General features: G+C 56.3%; 13 protein-coding genes and 4 pseudogenes. 8 read left to right on the forward strand and 9 right to left on the reverse strand.

The features are described 5' to 3' along the window. The first annotated feature begins 74 nt into the window (after positions 1-74). From traA to RBH71_RS00105, 6 genes and pseudogenes are all read left to right on the forward strand, one after another. Positions 75-4,704: pseudogene (traA, locus tag RBH71_RS00080) on the forward strand (Ti-type conjugative transfer relaxase TraA). A 202-nt stretch (positions 4,705-4,906) separates the two neighbouring features. Then, positions 4,907-6,229 (forward strand): type II toxin-antitoxin system HipA family toxin, encoded by a 1,323-nt coding sequence (locus RBH71_RS00085; protein ID WP_113556308.1) that lies wholly within the window; start codon positions 4,907-4,909, stop codon positions 6,227-6,229. A gap of 17 nt (positions 6,230-6,246) precedes the next feature. Then, positions 6,247-6,525 (forward strand): helix-turn-helix transcriptional regulator, encoded by a 279-nt coding sequence (locus tag RBH71_RS00090; protein ID WP_112155431.1) that lies wholly within the window; start codon positions 6,247-6,249, stop codon positions 6,523-6,525. 28 nt (positions 6,526-6,553) lie between these two features. Beyond that, positions 6,554-6,829, forward strand: a complete 276-nt coding sequence (locus RBH71_RS00095; RefSeq protein WP_323686938.1) for a hypothetical protein — start codon at positions 6,554-6,556, stop codon at positions 6,827-6,829. Positions 6,830-7,834: 1,005 nt separating this feature from the next. After that, positions 7,835-8,818: a hypothetical protein gene (locus RBH71_RS00100; RefSeq protein WP_323686939.1), complete on the forward strand. Its 984-nt coding sequence runs from the start codon at positions 7,835-7,837 to the stop codon at positions 8,816-8,818. A 23-nt stretch (positions 8,819-8,841) separates the two neighbouring features. Next, entirely contained in the window at positions 8,842-9,876 is a 1,035-nt protein-coding gene (locus tag RBH71_RS00105; protein ID WP_323686940.1) for a hypothetical protein, read from the forward strand. 70 nt (positions 9,877-9,946) lie between these two features. On the opposite strand, the pseudogene RBH71_RS00110 reads toward RBH71_RS00105, so the two are convergent. Then, positions 9,947-10,387: pseudogene (locus RBH71_RS00110) on the reverse strand (integrase core domain-containing protein); the annotation flags it as partial. A gap of 140 nt (positions 10,388-10,527) precedes the next feature. On the opposite strand from RBH71_RS00110, the pseudogene RBH71_RS00115 reads away from it, so the two are divergent. Beyond that, positions 10,528-11,025, forward strand: a pseudogene (locus RBH71_RS00115) (IS3 family transposase); the annotation flags it as partial. Positions 11,026-11,212: 187 nt separating this feature from the next. On the opposite strand, the gene RBH71_RS00120 reads toward RBH71_RS00115, so the two are convergent. The 4 genes from RBH71_RS00120 to RBH71_RS00135 form a co-directional block, all read right to left on the reverse strand. Then, a complete protein-coding gene (locus RBH71_RS00120; protein ID WP_111795135.1) occupies positions 11,213-11,563 on the reverse strand; it encodes a DUF2218 domain-containing protein in 351 nt (116 codons plus the stop codon). A 313-nt stretch (positions 11,564-11,876) separates the two neighbouring features. After that, positions 11,877-12,818 (reverse strand): nucleotidyltransferase and HEPN domain-containing protein, encoded by a 942-nt coding sequence (locus RBH71_RS00125; protein ID WP_097169980.1) that lies wholly within the window; start codon positions 12,816-12,818, stop codon positions 11,877-11,879. Between the two features lie 161 nt (positions 12,819-12,979). Beyond that, positions 12,980-14,221 (reverse strand): aminotransferase class I/II-fold pyridoxal phosphate-dependent enzyme, encoded by a 1,242-nt coding sequence (locus RBH71_RS00130; protein ID WP_097169979.1) that lies wholly within the window; start codon positions 14,219-14,221, stop codon positions 12,980-12,982. 134 nt (positions 14,222-14,355) lie between these two features. Then, positions 14,356-15,072 carry a winged helix-turn-helix transcriptional regulator gene (locus RBH71_RS00135; RefSeq protein ID WP_097169978.1) on the reverse strand — a complete coding sequence of 239 codons (717 nt, stop codon included), beginning with the start codon at positions 15,070-15,072 and terminating at the stop codon, positions 14,356-14,358. 319 nt (positions 15,073-15,391) lie between these two features. Between RBH71_RS00135 and RBH71_RS00140 the strand changes: the two genes are divergently transcribed. Then, positions 15,392-15,607 carry a hypothetical protein gene (locus RBH71_RS00140; RefSeq protein WP_097169977.1) on the forward strand — a complete coding sequence of 72 codons (216 nt, stop codon included), beginning with the start codon at positions 15,392-15,394 and terminating at the stop codon, positions 15,605-15,607. Positions 15,608-15,622: 15 nt separating this feature from the next. On the opposite strand, the gene RBH71_RS00145 is transcribed toward RBH71_RS00140, so the two are convergent. The 4 genes and pseudogenes from RBH71_RS00145 to RBH71_RS00160 form a co-directional block, all read right to left on the reverse strand. Next, positions 15,623-16,300: a winged helix-turn-helix transcriptional regulator gene (locus tag RBH71_RS00145; RefSeq protein WP_113556312.1), complete on the reverse strand. Its 678-nt coding sequence runs from the start codon at positions 16,298-16,300 to the stop codon at positions 15,623-15,625. Positions 16,301-16,339: 39 nt separating this feature from the next. Next, positions 16,340-17,119 carry an SDR family oxidoreductase gene (locus RBH71_RS00150; RefSeq protein WP_113556313.1) on the reverse strand — a complete coding sequence of 260 codons (780 nt, stop codon included), beginning with the start codon at positions 17,117-17,119 and terminating at the stop codon, positions 16,340-16,342. Beyond that, positions 17,116-18,830: pseudogene (locus tag RBH71_RS00155) on the reverse strand (acetolactate synthase catalytic subunit). The gene RBH71_RS00150 and the pseudogene RBH71_RS00155 overlap by 4 nt, the downstream one beginning before the upstream one ends. Further along, entirely contained in the window at positions 18,830-20,164 is a 1,335-nt protein-coding gene (locus RBH71_RS00160; RefSeq protein ID WP_080850416.1) for an aspartate aminotransferase family protein, read from the reverse strand. The pseudogene RBH71_RS00155 and the gene RBH71_RS00160 overlap by 1 nt, the downstream one beginning before the upstream one ends. Positions 20,165-20,186 lie beyond the last annotated feature (22 nt).

The raw sequence follows: 20,186 nt of genomic DNA on the forward strand, positions 1-20,186 counted from the left end.
CTTGTCAGGCCGATTGATTTGAGGGCGCAATATACGTCGCTGACGCGACGTGCCTGGAAGGAGTGGAGACGTTAGTGGCGATCATGTTCGTCAGAGCGCAGGTGATCAGCAGGGGAGCGGGACGCAGTATCGTTTCGGCCGCCGCCTATCGTCATCGGGCGCGGATGATGGACGAACAGGCCGGAACCTCCTTCAGTTACCGTGGCGGCGGCGCCGAACTGAAACACGAGGAGTTGGCGCTGCCGGACCAGGTACCGGCCTGGCTGCGCGCGGCCATCGATGGGAAGAGCGTCGTTGCGGCCAGCGAGGCGCTTTGGAATGCTGTGGACGCATTCGAAACTCGTGCCGACGCGCAGCTTGCCCGCGAGTTGATCATCGCGCTTCCGGAAGAGTTGACGCGATCAGAGAACATCGCCCTTGTGCGCGAGTTCGTCCGGGACAACCTGACGTCCAAGGGCATGATCGCCGACTGGGTTTATCATGACAGGCAAGGCAATCCACACATCCACCTGATGACCGCGCTTCGATCTCTGACGGAACAGGGTTTCGGGCCGAAGAAAGTGCCGGTGCTTGGCACCGACGGCGAGCCGTTGCGGGTCGTCACCCCGGACCGACCGAAGGGCAAGATCGTCTACAGGCTCTGGGCCGGCGACAAGGAAACCATGAAGGGCTGGAAGATCGCCTGGGCGGATACGGCCGATCGGCATCTGGCGCTTGCCGGCCATGAGATCCGCCTCGACGGGCGTTCCTATGTCGAACAGGGGCTCGACGGGATTGCCCAGAAACATCTCGGGCCGGAAAAGGCAGCGCTCGCCCGCAAGGGTGTCGCGATGTATTTCGCGCCGGCCGATCTCGCGCGCCGGCAGGAGATGGCCGACCGGCTGCTGGCCGATCCATACCTACTCCTGAAACAACTCGGCAACGAGCGCTCCACCTTCGATGAACGGGACATCGCCAAGGCACTGCACCGCTATGTCGACGATCCCGCTGATTTCGCCAACATACGCTCCAAGCTGATGGCCTCTAATGATCTCGTACTGTTGAAGCCGCAACAGGCGAACCTGCAGACCGGCAAGGTGGCCGAACCTGCGGTCTTCACCACACGCGATATCCTGCGCACCGAATACGACATGGCGCAGTCGGCGGAAGTTCTGGCCCGGCGCAAGGGCTTCGGCGTCGCCAACGCGAAAATTGCGGCGGCTGTCAGAACCATAGAAACCGGCAATCCGGAAAATCCGTTCACGCTTGATCGCGAACAGGTGGAGGCTGTCCATCATGTCGTCGGCGACACTGGCATCGCCGCTGTGGTCGGGCATGCCGGTGCGGGAAAATCGACGCTGCTTGCCGCGGCGCGCATCGCCTGGGAGAGCGGCAACTACCGCGTCTTCGGGGCGGCGCTTGCTGGCAAGGCGGCCGAAGGGCTTGAGGATAGTTCCGGCATCAGATCGCGCACGCTCGCCTCATGGGAACTTGCCTGGGAGAACGGACGCGATCTCCTCGACCGGCGGGACATCTTTGTCATCGATGAAGCTGGCATGGTCTCGTCGCAGCAGATGGCGCGTGTGCTCAAGCGCGCCGAGGAGGCCGGAGCCAAGGTGGTTCTGGTCGGCGATGCAATGCAGCTTCAACCGATCCACGCCGGCGCAGCCTTTCGGGCGATTTCCGAACGGATCGGTTCTGCCGAACTTGCCGGTGTGCGGCGCCAGCGTGAAGAGTGGGCGCGAGAGGCCTCCCGTCTTTTCGCCCGCGGCAAGGTCGAGGAGGGGCTGGATGCCTATGCGCAGCGGGGGCGTATCGTTGAGGCGGAGAGCCGGGCTGAAGCTGTTGAGCGCATCGTTGCAGACTGGACGCGCGCTCGCCGCGACCTCATCCAGCAACATGCCGATAAAGAACAGCCGGCCCGCTTGCGTGGTGACGAACTGCTCGTTCTCGCCCATACCAATGACGACGTGAGGCGGCTCAATGAAGCGCTACGCATCGTCATGAAAGATGAAGGCGCCCTGACCGTCTCTCGTGAATTTTACACGGAGCGAGGCGTGCGGGAGTTCGCCGTCGGCGACCGGATCATCTTCCTCCAAAACGCCCGGTTCCTCGAGCCGCGCGCGCAAAGGCTTGGGCCTCAATATGTCAAGAACGGCATGCTCGGCACGGTCGTCTCCACCGGCGACACGCACGGCGGCCCACTACTATCGGTCCGTCTCGATAATGGCCGGGATGTCATCATCAGCGAAGACAGCTATCGCAATGTCGATCACGGCTATGCTGCGACCATTCACAAGTCCCAAGGTGCGACCGTCGACAGGACATTCGTGCTCGCAACCGGGCTGATGGATCAGCACCTGACGTACGTGTCGATGACACGCCATCGCGACCGGGCCGATCTTTATGCCGCTCGCGAGGACTTTGAGCCGAAGCCGGGATGGGGCAAAATATCCCGGGTTGATCACGCCGCAGGCGTCACGGGCGAGTTGGTCGGAACCGGCAATGCGAAGTTCAGGCCGCAAGACGAGGATGCCGATAAAAGCCCCTACGCCGATGTGAAAACGGACGACGGAAGCGTGCATCGGCTCTGGGGCGTAAGCCTTCCGAAGGCCCTGGAGGAGGCCGGCGTGTCGGAAGGCGACACGGTGACGCTGCGCAAGGACGGTGTCGAACGGGTGACGGTGATGGTACCCGTCATCGACGAAAAAACGGGAAAGAAGAGGCTCGAGGAACGGACGGTCCATCGAAACGTCTGGACTGCCAAACGGATTGAAACGACAGAGGTTCGCCGGCAGCGCCTCGAGGAGGAGAGCCATCGGCCGGAACTGTTCAAGCAACTGGTGGAGCGTCTTGGCCGCTCCGGCGCCAAGACGACGACCCTCGATTTCGAGAGCGAGGCCGGCTACCGGGCGCACGCCCGCGATTTTGCCCAGCGTCGCGGTATCGATACGCTCTCTGGGGTCGCAGCCTGGATGGAGGACGGAGCGGCGCGGCAGCTGGCGTGGCTGGCGCAGAAGCGCGAGCAAGTGGCGAAGCTTTGGGAGCGGGCGAGCGTGGCGCTCGGCTTCGCGATCGAAAGCGAGAAGCGTGTTTCCTATAGTGAGGAACGAGCCGAAACCCGGACGGCAAAAATTCCGACGGATCGACAATATCTCATCCCGCCGAAAACATTGTTTTTCCGTGGTGTCGGCGAGGATGCCCGCCGCGCGCAGCTTCGCTCGGATCACTGGAAGGAACGCGACGCCATTCTTCGCCCAGCCTTGCAAAAGATCTATCGCGATCCCGAAGGCGCGCTTGCCAGACTGAACACGCTTGCCTCCGACGCGCGGATTGCGCCCCGCGAGCTTGCCGACGACCTTGAGGCCTCGCCGCAGCGCCTCGGCCGTCTGCATGGATCGGATCTTCTTGTCGATGGCCGCGCGGCCCGCTCCGAGCGCGATGCGGCGGTGTCGGCCTTGTCCGAATTGCTACCGCTGGCGCGTGCCCATGCCACAGAGTTCCGCCGCCAAGTCGAACGCTTCGGCATGCGAGAGGAGCAACGGCGCGCGCATATGTCGTTGTCGATCCCGGCGCTTTCCAAACAGGCTATGGCGCTCCTTGCCGAAATCGAAGCCGTACGCGAGCGCGGTGGCAAGGATGCCTACAAGACGGCCTTCGCTTACGCGGCGGAGGATCGCCTTTTTGTTCAAGAGGTGAGGGGGGGTCAACGACGCTCTCAACGCTCGCTTCGGCTGGTCCGCCTTCACCGACAAGGCAGACACTGTTGCCCAGCGCAACATGATCGAGCGCATGCCGGACGACCTTGACCTCGACCGGCGCGAAAAGCTCAATCGTCTTTTTACCACCATACGCCGCTTTGCCGAAGAACAGCATCTTGCCGAAAGGAAGGATCGCTCCAGGATCGTTACCGGCGCCAGCGTCGTGCCTGGGAAAGAGACGGTGCCGGTGTTGCCAATGCTTGCAGCTGTAATGGAGTTTGAAACCCCGATCGACCACGAGGCGCGGGAGAGGGCGCGAGCTGTTCCTCACTACAGTCAGAATCGCGCCGCCCTTGCGAACGCGGCAGCGCGTATCTGGCGCGATCCGGCAGGTGCTGTCGGAAAGATTGAAGATCTGATCCTGAAGGGCTTTGCCGGTGAGCGGATCGCTGCGGCCATCAGCAATGATCCCGCTGCCTACGGCGCGTTGCGAGGCTCCGGCCGTATCATGGACAAATTGCTCGCTGTCGGCCTGGAGCGGCGGGAGGCTTTCCGTGCCGTCCCGGAGGCGGCAAGCCGTGTGCGGTTATTGGCCACCTCATTTACGGCCGCATTTGATGCAGAGAGGGAGGCGATCAATGAGGAGCGCCAGCGCATGAGCATTGCCATCCCGGGACTGTCGCCGTCCGCCGAAGATGCACTGAGAGAACTCTCAGTGGCGATGAAGAAAAAGAACGGCAGGCTCGACGTCGCTGCCGGCTCGCTCGATCCCGCCATTAGTAAGGAGTTTGCAACCGTCAGCCGCGCCCTCGACGAGCGCTTCGGCCGCAATGCTATCCTGCGTGGAGAGCTGGATGTTATCAATCGCGTGCCGCCTGCTCAGCGCCGTGCGTTTGAGGTAATGCGGGAACAGTTGAAGGTGCTGCAGCAGGTTGTCCGCATGCAGGCAAGCCAGAACATCGTAGCAGAGCGCCACCGGCGTGTACTAGGCCGCGCCCGCGGCGTTATCCTCTTTAACCAATGAATGGCTAACACCTGTGCTGGGCTTGTCCCTCATGCTGTTCGCTTACGGCAATGCGTTGCGTGGCCGGAAGATGGTCAGCCGGATCAGGAGTTTTAATGACCGCTTCAGTAGCTGGCAGTTCCAAGGGCAGTTATTCAACCCACTTTGATGGGTTGAATAAATTGAAAATATGCATTAATTGAACCATTGAAAGGGTCAATTAATGCGCCTAACGCTCCAAACTCATTTTTATGGGCAGTGGCACCACGCCGCGACGCTAGAACTTAAGGACGACGCGGCCGGCTACCAGGGCGCGTCCATCGTCGATTACGATCTCGACTATTTCGTCACAGTTGCATCTGCGGAGTTCGCGGGTGGAAAAACGGTTCGCGACCATCGCGCGTTATCTGTCCGATATCCCGTTGATCTCGAAAATCGATATAGCCGCAGCTGGCCGCCCTTCCTCTTGGATCTCATGCCCCAGGGGCATGCAAGGCGAAAGCTTGCCGAGCACCTCAGTCTTGCTGAAGGCTCGCGCGCTTCTGATCTCCCGCTGCTTCTGCGATCGGCGACGGGCGGCATAGGCAATATCCGGATCAAAGAAGCTGCAGAGGCCGAGACGGAACGGCTGCGCGGTGTTGAGCGCCAAGGGGTTACAGAAGCGGAAATCCTTGAGCGCTCGGATCGTTTCATGGAAGTCGCCGATCGCTTCGGAATGCTCGCCTCTGGCTCAAGCGGCCTGCAAGGCGAATGGCCTAAGGTCTCGATGACCCAAGCGAATGACGGTCTCTATTATCCCGACAGCTTCGTGACTGATGATGAGGCCGTGCGCCACGTCATTGTCAAGCTGGTCCGCAGCAGCGAGCCTGTGGACCGCCTTATACTCGAAGGCGAAGCCCTCTATTCGCGGATCGCTCAAGAGATCGGCCTGAATGTGCACGAACCTTCGACCTATGCCGAAAGTGTCCTGATCATTCCTCGGTTTGACCGGAAGAAAAAAGAAGGTGGCGGAACCGTTAGGCTGGGCCAAGAAAGCCTGGTATCCGCGATCGGGGTTGCTGATTTCGGTCATGTCGGCTCGCACGAGGCCTACATCGACGTTTTGCGCCAATATTCTGCCAATCCCTTCGCGGACATTGTCGAATACCTGAAGCGGGACATCGCCAATTTGGCGCTCGGCAATCCCGATAATCACGGCCGAAATTCTGCACTGAGTAAGCACCAGGACGGAACGATCCGCCTGTCTCCGCTCTTTGATTTCGCGCCAATGCGGCTCGCCAAAGAGGGGATCGTTCGTTCCACCCGCTGGGCCATGATGAGGGACGGTGGTCGCGATCACCTTCCCGATTGGAAACGCATTTGCGCTGAACTGATCCACGATCCTGATGAGCAGAATGCGCTCGCAGCTGAGCTTTCCGTGTTTGCCGGTTACCTCCGGCAAACGCCGGCTATGGCGAAAGATATGGGTGGGTCTCCGGAAATTCTGGAGCGTGCAATGGGCCGCTGCATTGAAATCGCCGAGAGCGTTCTGGCGGCGTGCCAGTGATGCCGGAGGACAGCTAAATGGCTCGATGGAGAAAGCCAACGAAAGAGGAAATTCTTGCGAACCGGCGAACACTGGCGGAACGCGCTCGGACTGGCGACTTGAGGTTACCTGAGGCTGTTGTTGAAATCCGAAGAGGGCTTGGTTTGACGCAGGACGAATTCGCCAAGACGCTATCGCTCACCAGGCGCCAAGTTGCTGAGATCGAAGCCGGGACGGCGAACCCAACGCTCGAAACTCTAGGGAAGATTGGCCGATTGTTCGGATTTACTGTGGGGTTTATTCCGAAGGCGCAATGATGGCTGAATTTTTGTCGGGGGATGGGCGTTGCTACTACGCAAGGAGGCGACGGCGAGGATCAAAATCAATCGGCTGCTGGAGGCCGCTGGCTGGCGCTTCTTCGATGACAAGAGCGGTCCCGCGAATGTCGTTCTTGAGCCGAACGTCATGCTGAAGCCTGAGCACATCGAAAGTCTCGGCGCGGACTTTGAGAAAAGCGCGAAGGGATTCATCGATTTTTTGTTGCTGGGTAACGACGGCAAGCCGCTGATCGTCTTGGAAGCGAAATCGCAAGATGAAGATCCTCGTATAGGCAAGGAGTAGGCGCGCAAGTATGCCCGCTCTCAGAATGCCCGCTTCGTCATCTTGAGCAACGGAAACATCCATTACCGGTGGGACCTTGGGCAGGGCAATCCGGCGGTCATCATTGCCTTTCCAGGCCCTGATGAGATTAAGAACCACTACGCCTTCAAGCCGAATGTTGAGCGCCTCTTTACCGAAAAGGTTGAGCGTAACTTTTTCGTTCTCACCCAGATACCTGGTTAAAGCCGACCGTTACGTCGCCGTGTTTCACTTCCACAAAACACGTATCGCCCAAATCCTCCTCGCGTTGTCCAAAGGTCCACGCTGATGTTGAGGCGGTGGTGGCTGCGGCTGACTTCGGTGGCGGGTTTTGAAGCATCACATTGCGGTTTGCAGGCACTTGCTGGCCTGTTCCGGCAACACCACCTGACGGTTGGGCAAATGGCGTCGTAGACGGGGCCTGAGGGCCTTGAACAGTAATGCGCCAAGCTCGGTTAAGGTGGATATCGGTGGGGGGAAAGAATTATGCGTGGGGCCTGCGGTTGTCGTCACGGCCGAGGATGATGACCGGGCAGGGCAGGGTGACGGCGGGTGTCGAGGTGAGGGTGGGGCGGTTGATACGTTCATGATTGCAGCTCTCCATAAAAAGAAGAGGGTCCTAACGGCCCCTCGCACCGGCATATTATCATATAGAATTAAAACTATAGATAGCAAAATTTATGAATAAGAACAGCTCAAGATGGTATCTTTGGTGGGTGAATAGCAGAGGTTCTTTCCTGTCTTTTGTTTGATCACTCGCCAGCAATGCGGTGTGGGATTCATCCAAACGACGTCTGACGGACGCCGCGAAAAAAGCCCATTCAAAAAACTTCCCTTTTTACTCAGGTATTTAAAGCCGATCTGTGAATGGCCCCGGACATATGCATTCACAAATTGCAAAAACTGTGATTTTATTCGTTTTGCGCGCAAAATACCATTTCTAAGTGTCTCGCTTGAGTTTGTAATCTCTCAACACGGAGGAATACTATGGCTCGCGTAAAGTTTATGTCGCTCATCCACATCGCTTTTGCCTTAGCCACATCGATGGCTTTGGCTACCCCGTCAGTAGCGCAGACGACTAGTTCCCTAAATTCCTCGACTGCTGACAAGCCCATCCAATGGCAGAAGAATGAGTTCCTTTCGACATTGGACGAGCAAAAAGAATACGCCTTCCTCGACGTGAATGACCAATTTCTCATCAAATCAGTCCCACAGGATAATATGACGACGGTGCGACTAGCGGTGCTGGATGGAACGCGCTCAGAATACGCCTCCTGCGGAACGATAGGGAAAAAATGGGAAAAGGGACTTCCGGGGACGACATGGCTCATGCTCTCATATTCCAAACCGAACTCGACCGTTCACCGAGAGTACACGGTTCAACGATCACTGGACTTCTACGGGACAATCCGGACGTATCGTTTTGAAACTGACGGAAAACGAGAGATCCGTCTTGATGAAGGGATTACCCTAAACGTAAGCAACAACATCCTAACTTATACCCAGATCGGTGGCCCAATTGGTTTTTCGGGCGAAATATCAGCGCTGAGGGTAAAATACGGCCTGACTGATGACTATCGTGACCTGAATTTGACGACCGAGTTGGGCAAGAAAATGTGGCTCATCGATACGCAAAATGATGGCGGCGTGATTTCCTATAGCGTCAACAACCTGAAACAATTGCCCCACGTGCCGGGAAATCAGATGGCAGCACCTAGAGAGCAAATGATTGCGTCACCTTTGAAGGGACCCGGTATTTTGGTCGCTTCGGAATCACTGGTTCACAATGTAGCGGCGCGTTCAGATGATTCTTCCGATGTTGATGTTCAACAGGAGGACGAAGACATGCCGAGAGCGATGGCATTGTGCCCGCAAGGTCAACCCTGCCACTGGTCTATTAATTGCGGGATGACCGCCGATTGCTTTTGTGTTCCCAGTGGTGGGCCATATGGAAACGTTTGCTTATTTTGAGTTCTGAATTGCAGGAGCGACCCGTGCGAACTACCCGTCTTCTGCCGAAGGATCAGGCTCCGCCGCTAAGAGTAAGTGGCCCCGCAGCCATTCCAACAAAATTCGATCGATTGAGCTTCGTAGTTTTGTGGAATCTTGACTGCGGCGGATGCCTTCCAATCGTTCAGGAACTCGCTGAGATCGGTGCTGGACATAACGTGCCGTGTCACGGCGTCGCGGTGATGGTACGGGATACGAACGCGTGCGCTTTTGCTATCGAGCAAGGGCCGTTAAAAGCGATGCTTGCCATTGAGCAACCCGGCCCGCTGAATTCAGCGTTATTCCGCGGATCAGTCATGAGGACGTGGCTGGAGGCGAGTGGACAAGGCAGCTTGCCCGCGGGTTTTGTGATCGACAGTTCGAACTCGATTATCTGGATGGGAGACCCGAACGATCTAAAAGCGGATCTTCCATCCATCTTCGACGGATGTTGGAATGTCGACGCCGCGCGGGACCGATGGGCGTCACGGGTGGCGATCAGCGATGTTCGCAAGCTCCAGTTAGGCAGAGATGTGTTTGACAGACTTGCCTTCGGAGACTTTAACGAGGCGCTTGAAATCATCAAAATTATGGAACGTGAGCTGCCATCAGTCTCGGATGAAACTGATTTTTGTATTTTCAAACTGACGGCATTGATCGGATTGGACCACGATACCGCAACAGAATTCTACGAGGAATGTTCGGCACGGCTTATCGGAAGCGTCCAAGCTCAGGCCGGGTTGGCGAGTTGCATTTTCGCCCGGATGCCATCCAATAAAAAAGCTCTGTCCATTGCGATCTTGCGACTTAAGGCCACAGAGGCGATTTTGCAAAAAAACGCCGATGGACGTCTCGAAACGGACTATCTTCGTATCACGCTCAGCTTGACTCTGGCAGACGCGCATAAACGGTATGGTTCGAATGAATCAGAGGATTACTTCGACCGGGCGTTGTTTATGTCACAGGCTGATCATGTCCCGGAGCGCGTTCGTTTGAGGATCGGAAGTGAAATAGAGAGAATTCGGAATATCAATGTTTGAGGTTCGGACTTATTATCCGAAACACGGCAAACTGTTTTTGAGCGAGTAAATTTGACCTTGCCCCCAAGTTTTATCCAGTTTTGAGTTCGCTCCAGCGGTTTTGGGTTGTCGTATTTGCGTCGGTAGCGGCGGGTTGCGGTGCGGAGCCGTTTCGGCTGCGCACCGCATCACGTCGCGGGTTGATTGTCTGAGCGAACTCGGCAGGTGTCAGCCAGCCAAGTCCAGAGTGTGGTCGATGATCGTTGTAGTCGCTGCGCCAGTTTGAAAGCGCTGATCGAGCATGGGTCAGTGACGAGAAGAGAGTTTCATTCAAGAATTCGTCTCGCAGCCGTCCATTGAAGCTTTCAATGAAAGCGTTCTGGATGGGTTTTCAAGGCGCGATGTAGTGCCAATCCACCTTGGTCCGATCCGTCCATTGCAGGATCGCGTTGCTGGTGAATTCGCTGCCATTGTCACTGACGATCATCCTGGGTTTGCCGCGTTCCTCGATGATCCGGTCAAGAGAGCTGGCTCGGGAAATCTGGACAGCGGGGATAAGTGGAATTTCTGCCTGACTTCGGCTTAAATGCCGGGAACAGGAGTGACCAAGACGAGACGACGGCGCCGGAACCATAGCCCGACTTTCAAGGCAAAAGTGGCGCTGGCCGCCCCCGACCCAACCAGGTGTGGGCGATGGACTTGACCTATATCCCTATGTCTCGCGGATTTGTTTACCTCTGTGCCGTCGTGGACTGGTTCGGCCGGAGGGTGCTGTCGTGGCGACTGTCGATCACGATGGAAGCAGCCGTCTGCATCGAAACAGTCGATTATGCGCTGGCCCGTTATCGCAAACGCGACATATTCAATACCGACCAGGGATGGCAGTTCACCTTGATGGACTTCACCGCCGTGCTGAAGAAGGCTGAGATTTCCATCGCGATGGATGGCAAGGGTGCGTGGCGGGACAACGTCTTCGTCGAACGGCTCTGGCGTTCGATCAAATACGAGGAAGTCTACCTCCACGCCAACGAAACAGTATCCGAGGCCCACGTCGGCATCAGCCAATATCTGACCTTCTACAATAGCCGACGCCCACATTCATCCCTTGACCGGCAGACGCAGGATCAGGCCTACTTTAACGCGCTGGCACCAATGATGGTGGCAGCATAATCGAGGCGGAAATCCACTTAGCGAAACGCCCGAAACTGTTCAGACAAACCGAACCACCTCTTTCATTTTGAGGCAGGTCGACCGCGGCGTGCCGGTGCCGGCGATTTGCCGGAAGGCGGGGATAGGCGACTTCACAAGTTGGTCGGTTATGCCCTTAACTCGCTTATCTTTCCGGGAAGTTGAGGGGCTACTTGATCCGTTGCGGGCGCGCCCTCTCTGGGGGCAGATCACTCGGGTGGCTCGTCACGGCAGGATTCCACTCGAGCTCCAAGATTTGAAGTGTAGGGACCTGTGAGAAAGCTACTTGCAGCACGGACCGGATCCCGAGGAGTGTTAACCGATCCTCGGCCTCCACACGAAGGTGAAGGCTGCCGTCCGAGTTGGTGATGATGACTCGCCCATCGTCAAAGGCAATAAGTCGTTCGGAATGATTGGTGGTGGTTGAAAAAGACCAGCCGCGCAGGATAGCACACAGCAGATCGATAGTCCGATCCGAACCCGGGATCGACACGAACGTTTCGGAAATGTGTTTGGCCATAACAAATTCTCGGCGACCGGTCACGCAAACAGCAAGGCCGGAGCAGCCGCAGCGCGTGACGCGAACACGGGTGGGCTATAATGTGGTTCACGTACCCGCAGTTTTCCTCCAACGATAGCCAGGATGCTGCATGAAGTCTCGTACGCGACGCAACAGACGGTCAAAGTCACGTCAACAACAGTTTGACGGTCATCATTCCTTCCCGGATTCTTCATTCGGAACTCCACCAATGCGCGACTGATGACCGACAGTGCAGCTAGCCGCCAAGGTCCACCACCAAGTCAAAGGTAATTTGGGAAAGCGCTTTAGCCCGCTATTCTTCAGCCACGCCTTCCTCGGCAATCTCACGACCGGCGTCTGCCTCAAGCCTCGATATGTGGTCGCGGCACACCTCATCCACCAGACCAAGCAGTACCGTTGCTCGCTCGCCAATCCAGTCAAGCGCTTCGCGACTGATTTTGTACTGGCTTGAGTAGCGTGCCTTTACATATGCTTCGTTGATCGTATTGAACCACGCTCTTTCCCGATGGTGATCGCGAGGGAAGGCCTCGATCAGTCGACGATCCCGTTCTTCTGCGAAGGATCGCAGGACCTTCAGGTTGTGAGAAGCCGGCGTGTAGTTCGTCAGCGTTAAAAGAACGCTGGCATAGGCCTGCTCGATCGCCTGATGGAGGAGGAATGCAGCTTCACTGATCATGTCTTTTTGTAAAGCGGCTTCAGAAAGCGCCGCAAAGTTTCTTCCCGCACCAAAACGCTTCTCAAAATGTTCTGTTGCCACTCGCAAGTGCTCTTCCGGTGTCAACATCTTGGGTTCGGCAAGAGGTTTATCGTCCAACTCGTAGAGAGCGATGCCTTCCTTGCGGATGTCGGAAAAGAAATGCTGGCTCGCCTGCAAAGATGTGTTCACTTCTCGCAGCGAGTGGACGATGATCTGCACGGGTCTCTTTATCATCTTGTCACGGATCAACCTGTCGGCAGCCTTAAACCAATATTCCGCAAAATCCGTCAGCTTGCGGTTGTTGACGATCACAAGAAGATCGAAATCAGATCTATACCCCTTGGATGTGAACGGTTCGTCCACCTGCGTACCCCTGGCATAGGATCCGAAGAGGATGATCTTCAGGATGCGGCCACGCTTTTTGAATTTCGCCGTGCCGCCCTCCAGGGCATCCTCGAATTCTTCGTGAATAATCTCCAGCGCGCGCTGGAGCTCCGTTTGTATTTGCGGGGGAATATGATCGAGCGATGTTTTCATGGTCGGCAAATGTCTTCTCTTCTCCGCAACAGGCTGGATTCGTCCGCCTCAATCTGTAGTTTACATCACACTTTGCTGGCAACAAATGTTGCTATCCGCAAACCCGCCGCTCATTCTCTTCGCAAGGCCGGCCTTCTGAGAGACTGCAGCCCGATGCGGACCTACGATATTGCCTGGTCATCCATGATCTCTGACAGAGCTGCGCAAAGTGCCTTGATTTCCTCAGGTGTATGGTCCGAGGTGACACAAACGCGAATGCCGGCCTTCCCCTTCGCAACTGTCGGGAAGAATATCGCCGAGCCGTAAATTCCCCGATCGAGCAGCGCCCGGGTCCCGTTGACGGCGCGCTCTTCAGTGCCAAGGTTCACCGTCCGAATTGGCAAGGGTGCTCCGCTCTGCTCTGTTGCCAACCTCGAGTCCAAAAGTTCGATATTGGAACTGAGAGACAGCTGTCTTCGCAAAAGCTCGTCGCTGCGGTGTATTGTCAACGAACCTGAAACTGCACCAATTGCCGCAACATTCAGTGACGCAGAAAAAGCGTGCCCGACAGCAAAACGACGGAATAGTTCTTCCTGACGCGCCGTACCAAGCATCAACATTCCGCCCGAGGCGCCAAAACCCTTTCCGAGCGATGCGGCTATGATAGTTCGCTCGCCGAGTTCGTTTCCGTATTGTGACCTGACAAATCCTTCACCGTTCTTCCCGCAGATTGATACGCCGTGGGCGTCATCGATGTAGAGAAACAGACCGTATCGATCCTGCAAGTAGCGCAGATCCCGAATGGGCGCATTTCCACCCATCGAGTAGACGCCGTCGCAAACGTAAGCCACGGCCCTGTTGGACCGGCACAACTCCTCCAATGCGTCTAGATCATTATGGGCCAACGTACGGACCTGCGTTTCCAGAGCGATTGTGCCCTTGTGAAAGGCGAGTGTTGCGTGCGCGTGGCGGTCAAAAGCCATCATCGGCCTGATGCCGCCGGTGAGGTGTCCGGAGGCGACGATGGGTAATGCCCCCATGTTCGCCGCCAGCACTGTTGTGTAGGTGATGACCCTCGCCTGGAAGAGATCTGAAAGCGAACTTTCCAAGTCGCGGAGGATTGCAAAATTCAGTCGGGTCCTTGCACATGACCAGTGCAGTGCCCGGTATTCCTCAATCGCCTTGATCGCGCCGTCTATGACGAGCGGGTGATTGTCGAGGCCCAGATATGAACAACGCACGAAATCAGTGATGCGCTTTGATGGAAAGCCGTCAAAAACAATGTCTACCTGCCTTGCAGCCCTTGGCCGCGCATATAGGGCCATCAAGCCCTGCTGGTGAGCCGCGTTGAAGTAGTCTTCGGCATGATCTATCAATCCCCCGGTGTTTCGGCTTGCGTGCTGCTGCGTTTTGTCGGTCGACATTTCTCAGGTCCCCTAAACAAAAAGATGCATGCAGGATCGGCAAATTATCGCAACGATCAACAAACGCTCTCGGAAGATTTTGAGAAATCTCTGTAAACCTTTGACGTCATAAACCAGAACGGCGCATATGCCGGCTACGCGGCTACATCGATGGCGTAGCCGCTTGATCTCGCAGTTCTGATGATGTCGAAGCCCGCCACTTTCTTAAGATGCCGCCTGATACGGCCAATGTGAACGTCAACCGTCCTCGGTTGCACGTAGACCTCATTCGGCCACGCCGCTGTTATCAACTCGTCTCGACTGAACACTCTCCCTGGAGCTGTAAGAAGGTGTTCGAGCAATTTGAATTCGATCGGCCCCAAAGTGAGCTCGATGCCGCTAACCGAAACGCGTTTGCGTTCTGGCCAAAGTTCGATTTCTCCTAGTTTAAGGGATGCGTTCTGTGACGGTGTCGCAACTGGTTGTTGCCGTACAGGGTTTATGCCTCCGAGAAAGCCCAGCAGATGTGGCGGCCAGAATGGGCGGATCAGGCACTGATCCGCGCCTGCCCGCATGAGTTCCATATAGGCTTCTGTGTCGCCGTTGGGAATGATGGCAAGTACTGGCAGTTTTTGCGTCTTGTCACACGATTTGATGCGTTGGCAGATGATGGCTGCCCCATGGTGATCGCCATCCACATCGAGGATCAGTCCGACGATGTCCGGCTGGGCAACTTTGTCGCCGATTTCGTTTCTATCGCAGAGAACCGCCCGCGTGCCCTCCGTAGAGAGAATGTGCTTGAGCATCGAAAAATAGTCCGCGTTCTCCGTAATAATTGCGACTGCGGCTTTGGTTTCTATCCCGTGCTCCATCTCAGATCCTCAATGCATAACGTCTGTTCCTAGCCCTCATATGATGTCACAAAAAATAATGCAATCACCGGTAGTCATCTATTTAAAATAGAATAATCAGCAAATTATCCTCGATATTCCGCCAGGTCGCTTGAAGTCGGAGCATATTATGTGACATCATAAGATGATTTCTTGAGGCCCATTGCGCTTTATGGGCGGGAAAGCCGTAACCTGATCGAATAGCCATGGGCGAACATGCGGGCGCTGCGCTCTGCATCTCTGAAACGAGCCTGAACGCCCGGCATATTCGTTGTTCCGCGCCGGGTGGCTCGGAGGTTACATGCGTAGTTGGAAAAGTGCAGGCATTGCCGATAGCGCCGGCGATGACATTCTCACGTCTTGCGATGAAGCCGACGCCACGGCAATTGCCAGAATGATTTTCGGTACAGATGCCGCGCTCGCCGTCGCCTTCAGTGCTATTGATGCACGTCTCGACGGGAGGAATCGCGATTTTCTTTTTTGGGCCAGAGTTTTTCGGTCGCTTACTGACGGATGAATTGTGCGCGCCGGATTATAATTTTGTGGCCGAATATCCTGCGGAGCGCACGGTTCTGATGACGTTGTGGCCGTGTCGGTTCAAAGACCGTCTTATTTTGCCGATGTGAATGTCCACCGTACGCGGTTCGACATCGGCATCCTCGGGCCAGCAATTCCGGATGAGTTCGTCACGGCTGACGACCCTGTCTGTGTTTCTTGCAAGATACAACAGGATCCTGAAATGCAGGGGCGAAAGACTGATGTGCGTCTCACCCCGCCGGACCCGGACGGATGCAACATTGATTTCCACGTCATTGAGAAAAACGCTGACATCAGTTGGTGCAGTTGTGTTGCACCGCAGGCCAAACTTGAGAAACTCAAGCAGGTTGCCCGGGTCAAAAGGGCGCTTCACCAGATAGTCAAATACGGGCGACTGAACGCCGTCTATCTTTTTATTGTCAAGTGGGAAGCCGACAACTCGAATGTCCGGCTGTTCTTTCTTTACAAGAACCGCTGAGCGGAGCAGATCGTCCATTGCAAGGCAGATCAGTAACGTTCGGCGTTGTGGCTGACTCTTGGCATCATCCGGTAAAAACATGTCGAGACTCGGCAGCAGGTCGACGTCGTGGCCGGCCTGCTCGAGAATGTAACGCAAAATCAGGTAGAGCTCCGGGTCAGTCGTGTGGATTAAGATCGAGTGGCGCACGAGCATCTCCCTTCGCTTTGTTTTCTGCGTCTGACAATTTGTGGGTTAGGCGGGCGTGTACTCGCCGCCGTTGATGTCTATGATCGCTCCATTGATGAAAGCGGCTTCATCGGAGACTAAAAAGCCGACCAGCCGTGCCACTTCTTCAGCCTCTCCTAGTCGCCCAGTGGGTATTCGTTTTGCTGCGTCGAGATTGACTGGCGTCGCCGCGGTTCCCGCCATTGGCGTCAAGATGCGACCCGGAGCGGCGACATTGATTGTGATACCGTCGGCTGAAAATTCGCTGACGAGCGCACGGGCCAGGCCAGCGAGCCCGGCTTTTGATGCTGCATATGCCGCGCCGGCGATCATAGGCCGTGTTCGACCTGCAAGCGAGCCGATGAGGACAATCCGGCCAAATCCCTTGTCGACCATACTTGGTAAGGCTGCTTGACAGCAGAGCATGGCGCCCGTCAAATTCACGTCCAGGACATCATTCCACTCGTCCAGGTCAACCGAGGTAAATCGCTTGGCCACACCGTCTGTTGCTTTCGGCGAAATGCCCGCGCAATAAACCAGTAGCGCAGTGGACGACCACAAGGTTTCGACATCGCGAAAGAAATCGGCAACCTCGCCTGGATTTCTGACGTCGCAACAACCGACCAATAGCTGGTTAGATATTATCTCAGCCTCGAAGGACGAACGCGCGGCCTTCGCCGCGCTTTCTGTCTGCCCAAAAACCGCGACCTTGTGGCCAATACCGAGTAAATGTCGTGCAACCGACAGTCCGATACCTGACGTGCCTCCGGCGACCACTGCGACTCGGCTCTGGCGATCTCTCGTCATGCCGCACTGTCCATCTGAGCAAAGAGAGAAAGTGCCGGGTGAGCTTCGGGATCGGTCATAACCTCTATCAGCAACGGCAACTTTCTTTTCTTGACCTTTTGCATATGGGCCTTGAGGTCCTGCGGTTGCGTGACCCGGACCGCATCGCATCCGCACGCGTGTGCAATCTTGACGTGATCGACCTCTGCAAAATGGCAGGCGGTTGTGTACTTTCCGAATTTTACAGTTTCGGCATCACGCTGGAAGCCAAGAATTCCGTTGTTCAGCACGATGATCGTGATCGGAATTTGCATGCGGACCAGTGTTTCAAGCTCGGCCCAGCTGTGCGCAAATCCCCCATCTCCCACCAGCGCTACAACATCGCTCTCAGGTGCGGCGACCTTGGCTCCGATTGCAAGGGGAACTCCCCACCCAAGTCCTGCAAGACCCCGGGGGTGAGCACACGTGTCCTTTCGGAAGAAATTCTGAGTTGTCCGAGGACCCACATCGATGAATAACTTGCGTCCGCCACCACTGTGGTGTTTTCATCGATAACTCCCTGAAGTTCGGCCATAATCCGTTCGGGACGAAGCGGTGAGGCCTCAGAGCTGTAATAGACTCGGCGATCATCATTGAATTTCCTCCAGCTTTCCCGAAGACGGTTGCAGACGGCCTCTCGGGAAACGGTTCTGAGGTGCAAGTCACAAAGCCTGATCGTTTCGCGTAGGCCGGCCAAGGTCTCCCGTGCGTCACCAACAAGACGAATTGCCTCAAAATTCCGGCCGACCTCCTGTGGATCGGTATCTATGTGAATAATCTGGGCATCGGGACTATACTGGCGCCAGTTGTCTGTTCCATTCTGGTTCGTCCTCGTGCCGATTAAGACGACAAGATCCGCTTCGCGAACGATCTCGACCGTGTGTTGACCCAGTGACTTCGGACCGACAAGAGATGCCAGTACGCCTCCTGAAAGAGGGTGCCACTCATCAACTGCGCCCTTGCCCATATTCGTTGTGAACACAGGTATCGAGCATTCGTCCTGCAGCAGTCGCAACTGCTGGGCAGCCCCGGAGGCGTGGATGCCGCCGCCTGCTATCACGACAGGTGCGCGTGCGTTCGCAATCGCTTTCGCAGCGATATCAAGATCTTTGTCGGCGGGACGTGATCTGTCGAGCGGCCAATGGCCGAGATTGTTCGTTCTTCTCCTTGAAGGGGTAGTAGATACGGATCGCAAAAGATCCGCAGGAAGAAGCAGGACTGCGGGACCTGCTCTGCCAGACGAGGCGGCGGTGAACGCGGCATCGATGTAATCGTCTACCCGCTCTTCCACGGAAACACGACGAACCCATTTTGTGCATGACTGAAAGAGGCTGATGTGATCGAGGTCCTGAAACGCGTTCCGATCAGTCTGATCACGCTCCACATCCTGGACAAGTGCAACGACCGGGACGCTAGCCTTGAGTGCTTCAGCCAGCGGAGCAACCAGCAGCGCGGCCGCAGGCCCGTTCTGGGCTGCCACGACGCCGATTTTGCCCGAACGCCTGGCGTAACCATCGGCCATGGCGCCACCCATGTTTTCCTGACGATAGGCAATCTGCGTTATACCGATCTTTTCGGCCGCCAAAATGACCGCCGACGGAAGGCTTTGTCCAAAGATCACCTCCACATCATGGCGCCTCAACGCTTGGGCAATACGCTCAGCGACGGTTGTTTCATGAACTGCAGTATCCATTATGCGGCCTCCCAGGCATGTCGATCGAGATTCACGAGGAAATCGTCAAAGACGGAAACAATGTCACCCATGTCATTGTCCGTCATGGGCGTTGATAGCGACGCAGCGGCGCCGTAGGGCATCAAGACCCCATTGTTTGCAAAGTGCCTGCGCAGCAGTTTCAGAACGACGTCTTCCGAAGCTGTCGGAATGCTGTCCTGGTAAGAAACCGGTGCCACTTTCTTGGCGTGTATTCGAAAAAGCGAAGCCGCTCCCGTCACGCTTAGATTTGCGCCGTGTCGTTCGATGCGTGACCTCAACCCCTCGCGAACTAGGTTGCCCATATGTTCGAGACGTTGGAAAGCATCTTGCGTCAGGGCTTCCATCGCAAGACGGCCAGCGACCATCGACACGGGATTTGCAGAAAAGGTTCCGCCTTGCGTCAATGGTGCCTTGCTTCCTTGCTTGCCAAAGGCCGACATGATCTCCTGACGTCCACCGACTGCCCCTACTGGAAAGCCACCGCCGATGATCTTCCCCATTGTGACGAGATCCGGCTCCAGACCGTAGCGCGCTGACGCTCCAGCGAAGCCCTGGCGGAGGTTCAGTACTTCATCCGCGATAATGACGATCCCATGTTGCTTCGCCACCTTGTTGATTGTTGCGATGAACTCCTGTGTCGGCTCTATGAGACCTGCCCGGCTGGGCATCGGATCGATAAGAATAGCCGCAAGGCGCCCGGCATTCATCGCGATCTGTTGCTCCAACTGCGCGGGGCAGTTAAATTGGAGGAGCACGACGTCATCTATGACGCTTGCTGGCATGCCTGGATAGGCGGCGCAGGGCGTATTCGACGATGCGTGCTGGCCCGCCTCCGCCCAGTCATATGCGCCGTGGTACGCACCCTCCACCCGAGCGATTGCGACCCGGCCGGTCGTTGCTCTAGCGGCTTTGATGGCAAACATGACGGCTTCCGTTCCACTCGCGACGAAGCGGACCTGCTCAACAGCCGGAATCCTGCCTACTAGCAATTCGGCCAGATCGATTTCATGGTTCATCGGATTAGCAAAGCAACTGCCTGTTCTTAGTAGTCCGGCGATCGCTTCAGTTATCGGGGGATAGGCATGTCCGTGGATCAGGGTCGTGAAGTTATTGTTTAGATCCAGCATACGGTGTCCGTCGACGTCGGTCACAAACGCGCCTTCCCCGTAGGCAACAAAGATCGGGTGGGGATCCAGCTCAATTGTCGCGCGTGTGACACCGCCTGGAAAAACGGTGGAGGCGCGTTCAAAGAACGCGATGGACGTTTGCCGGTCGGTGGGACCTGTTAGCGGGGTATTCGACGATGACAGCATTGAACCATAAAACCCTTGTCCT

This window comes from Rhizobium sp. AN68 (assembly GCF_030758035.1).
Taxonomy (GTDB): Bacteria; Pseudomonadota; Alphaproteobacteria; order Rhizobiales; family Rhizobiaceae; genus Agrobacterium; species Agrobacterium tumefaciens.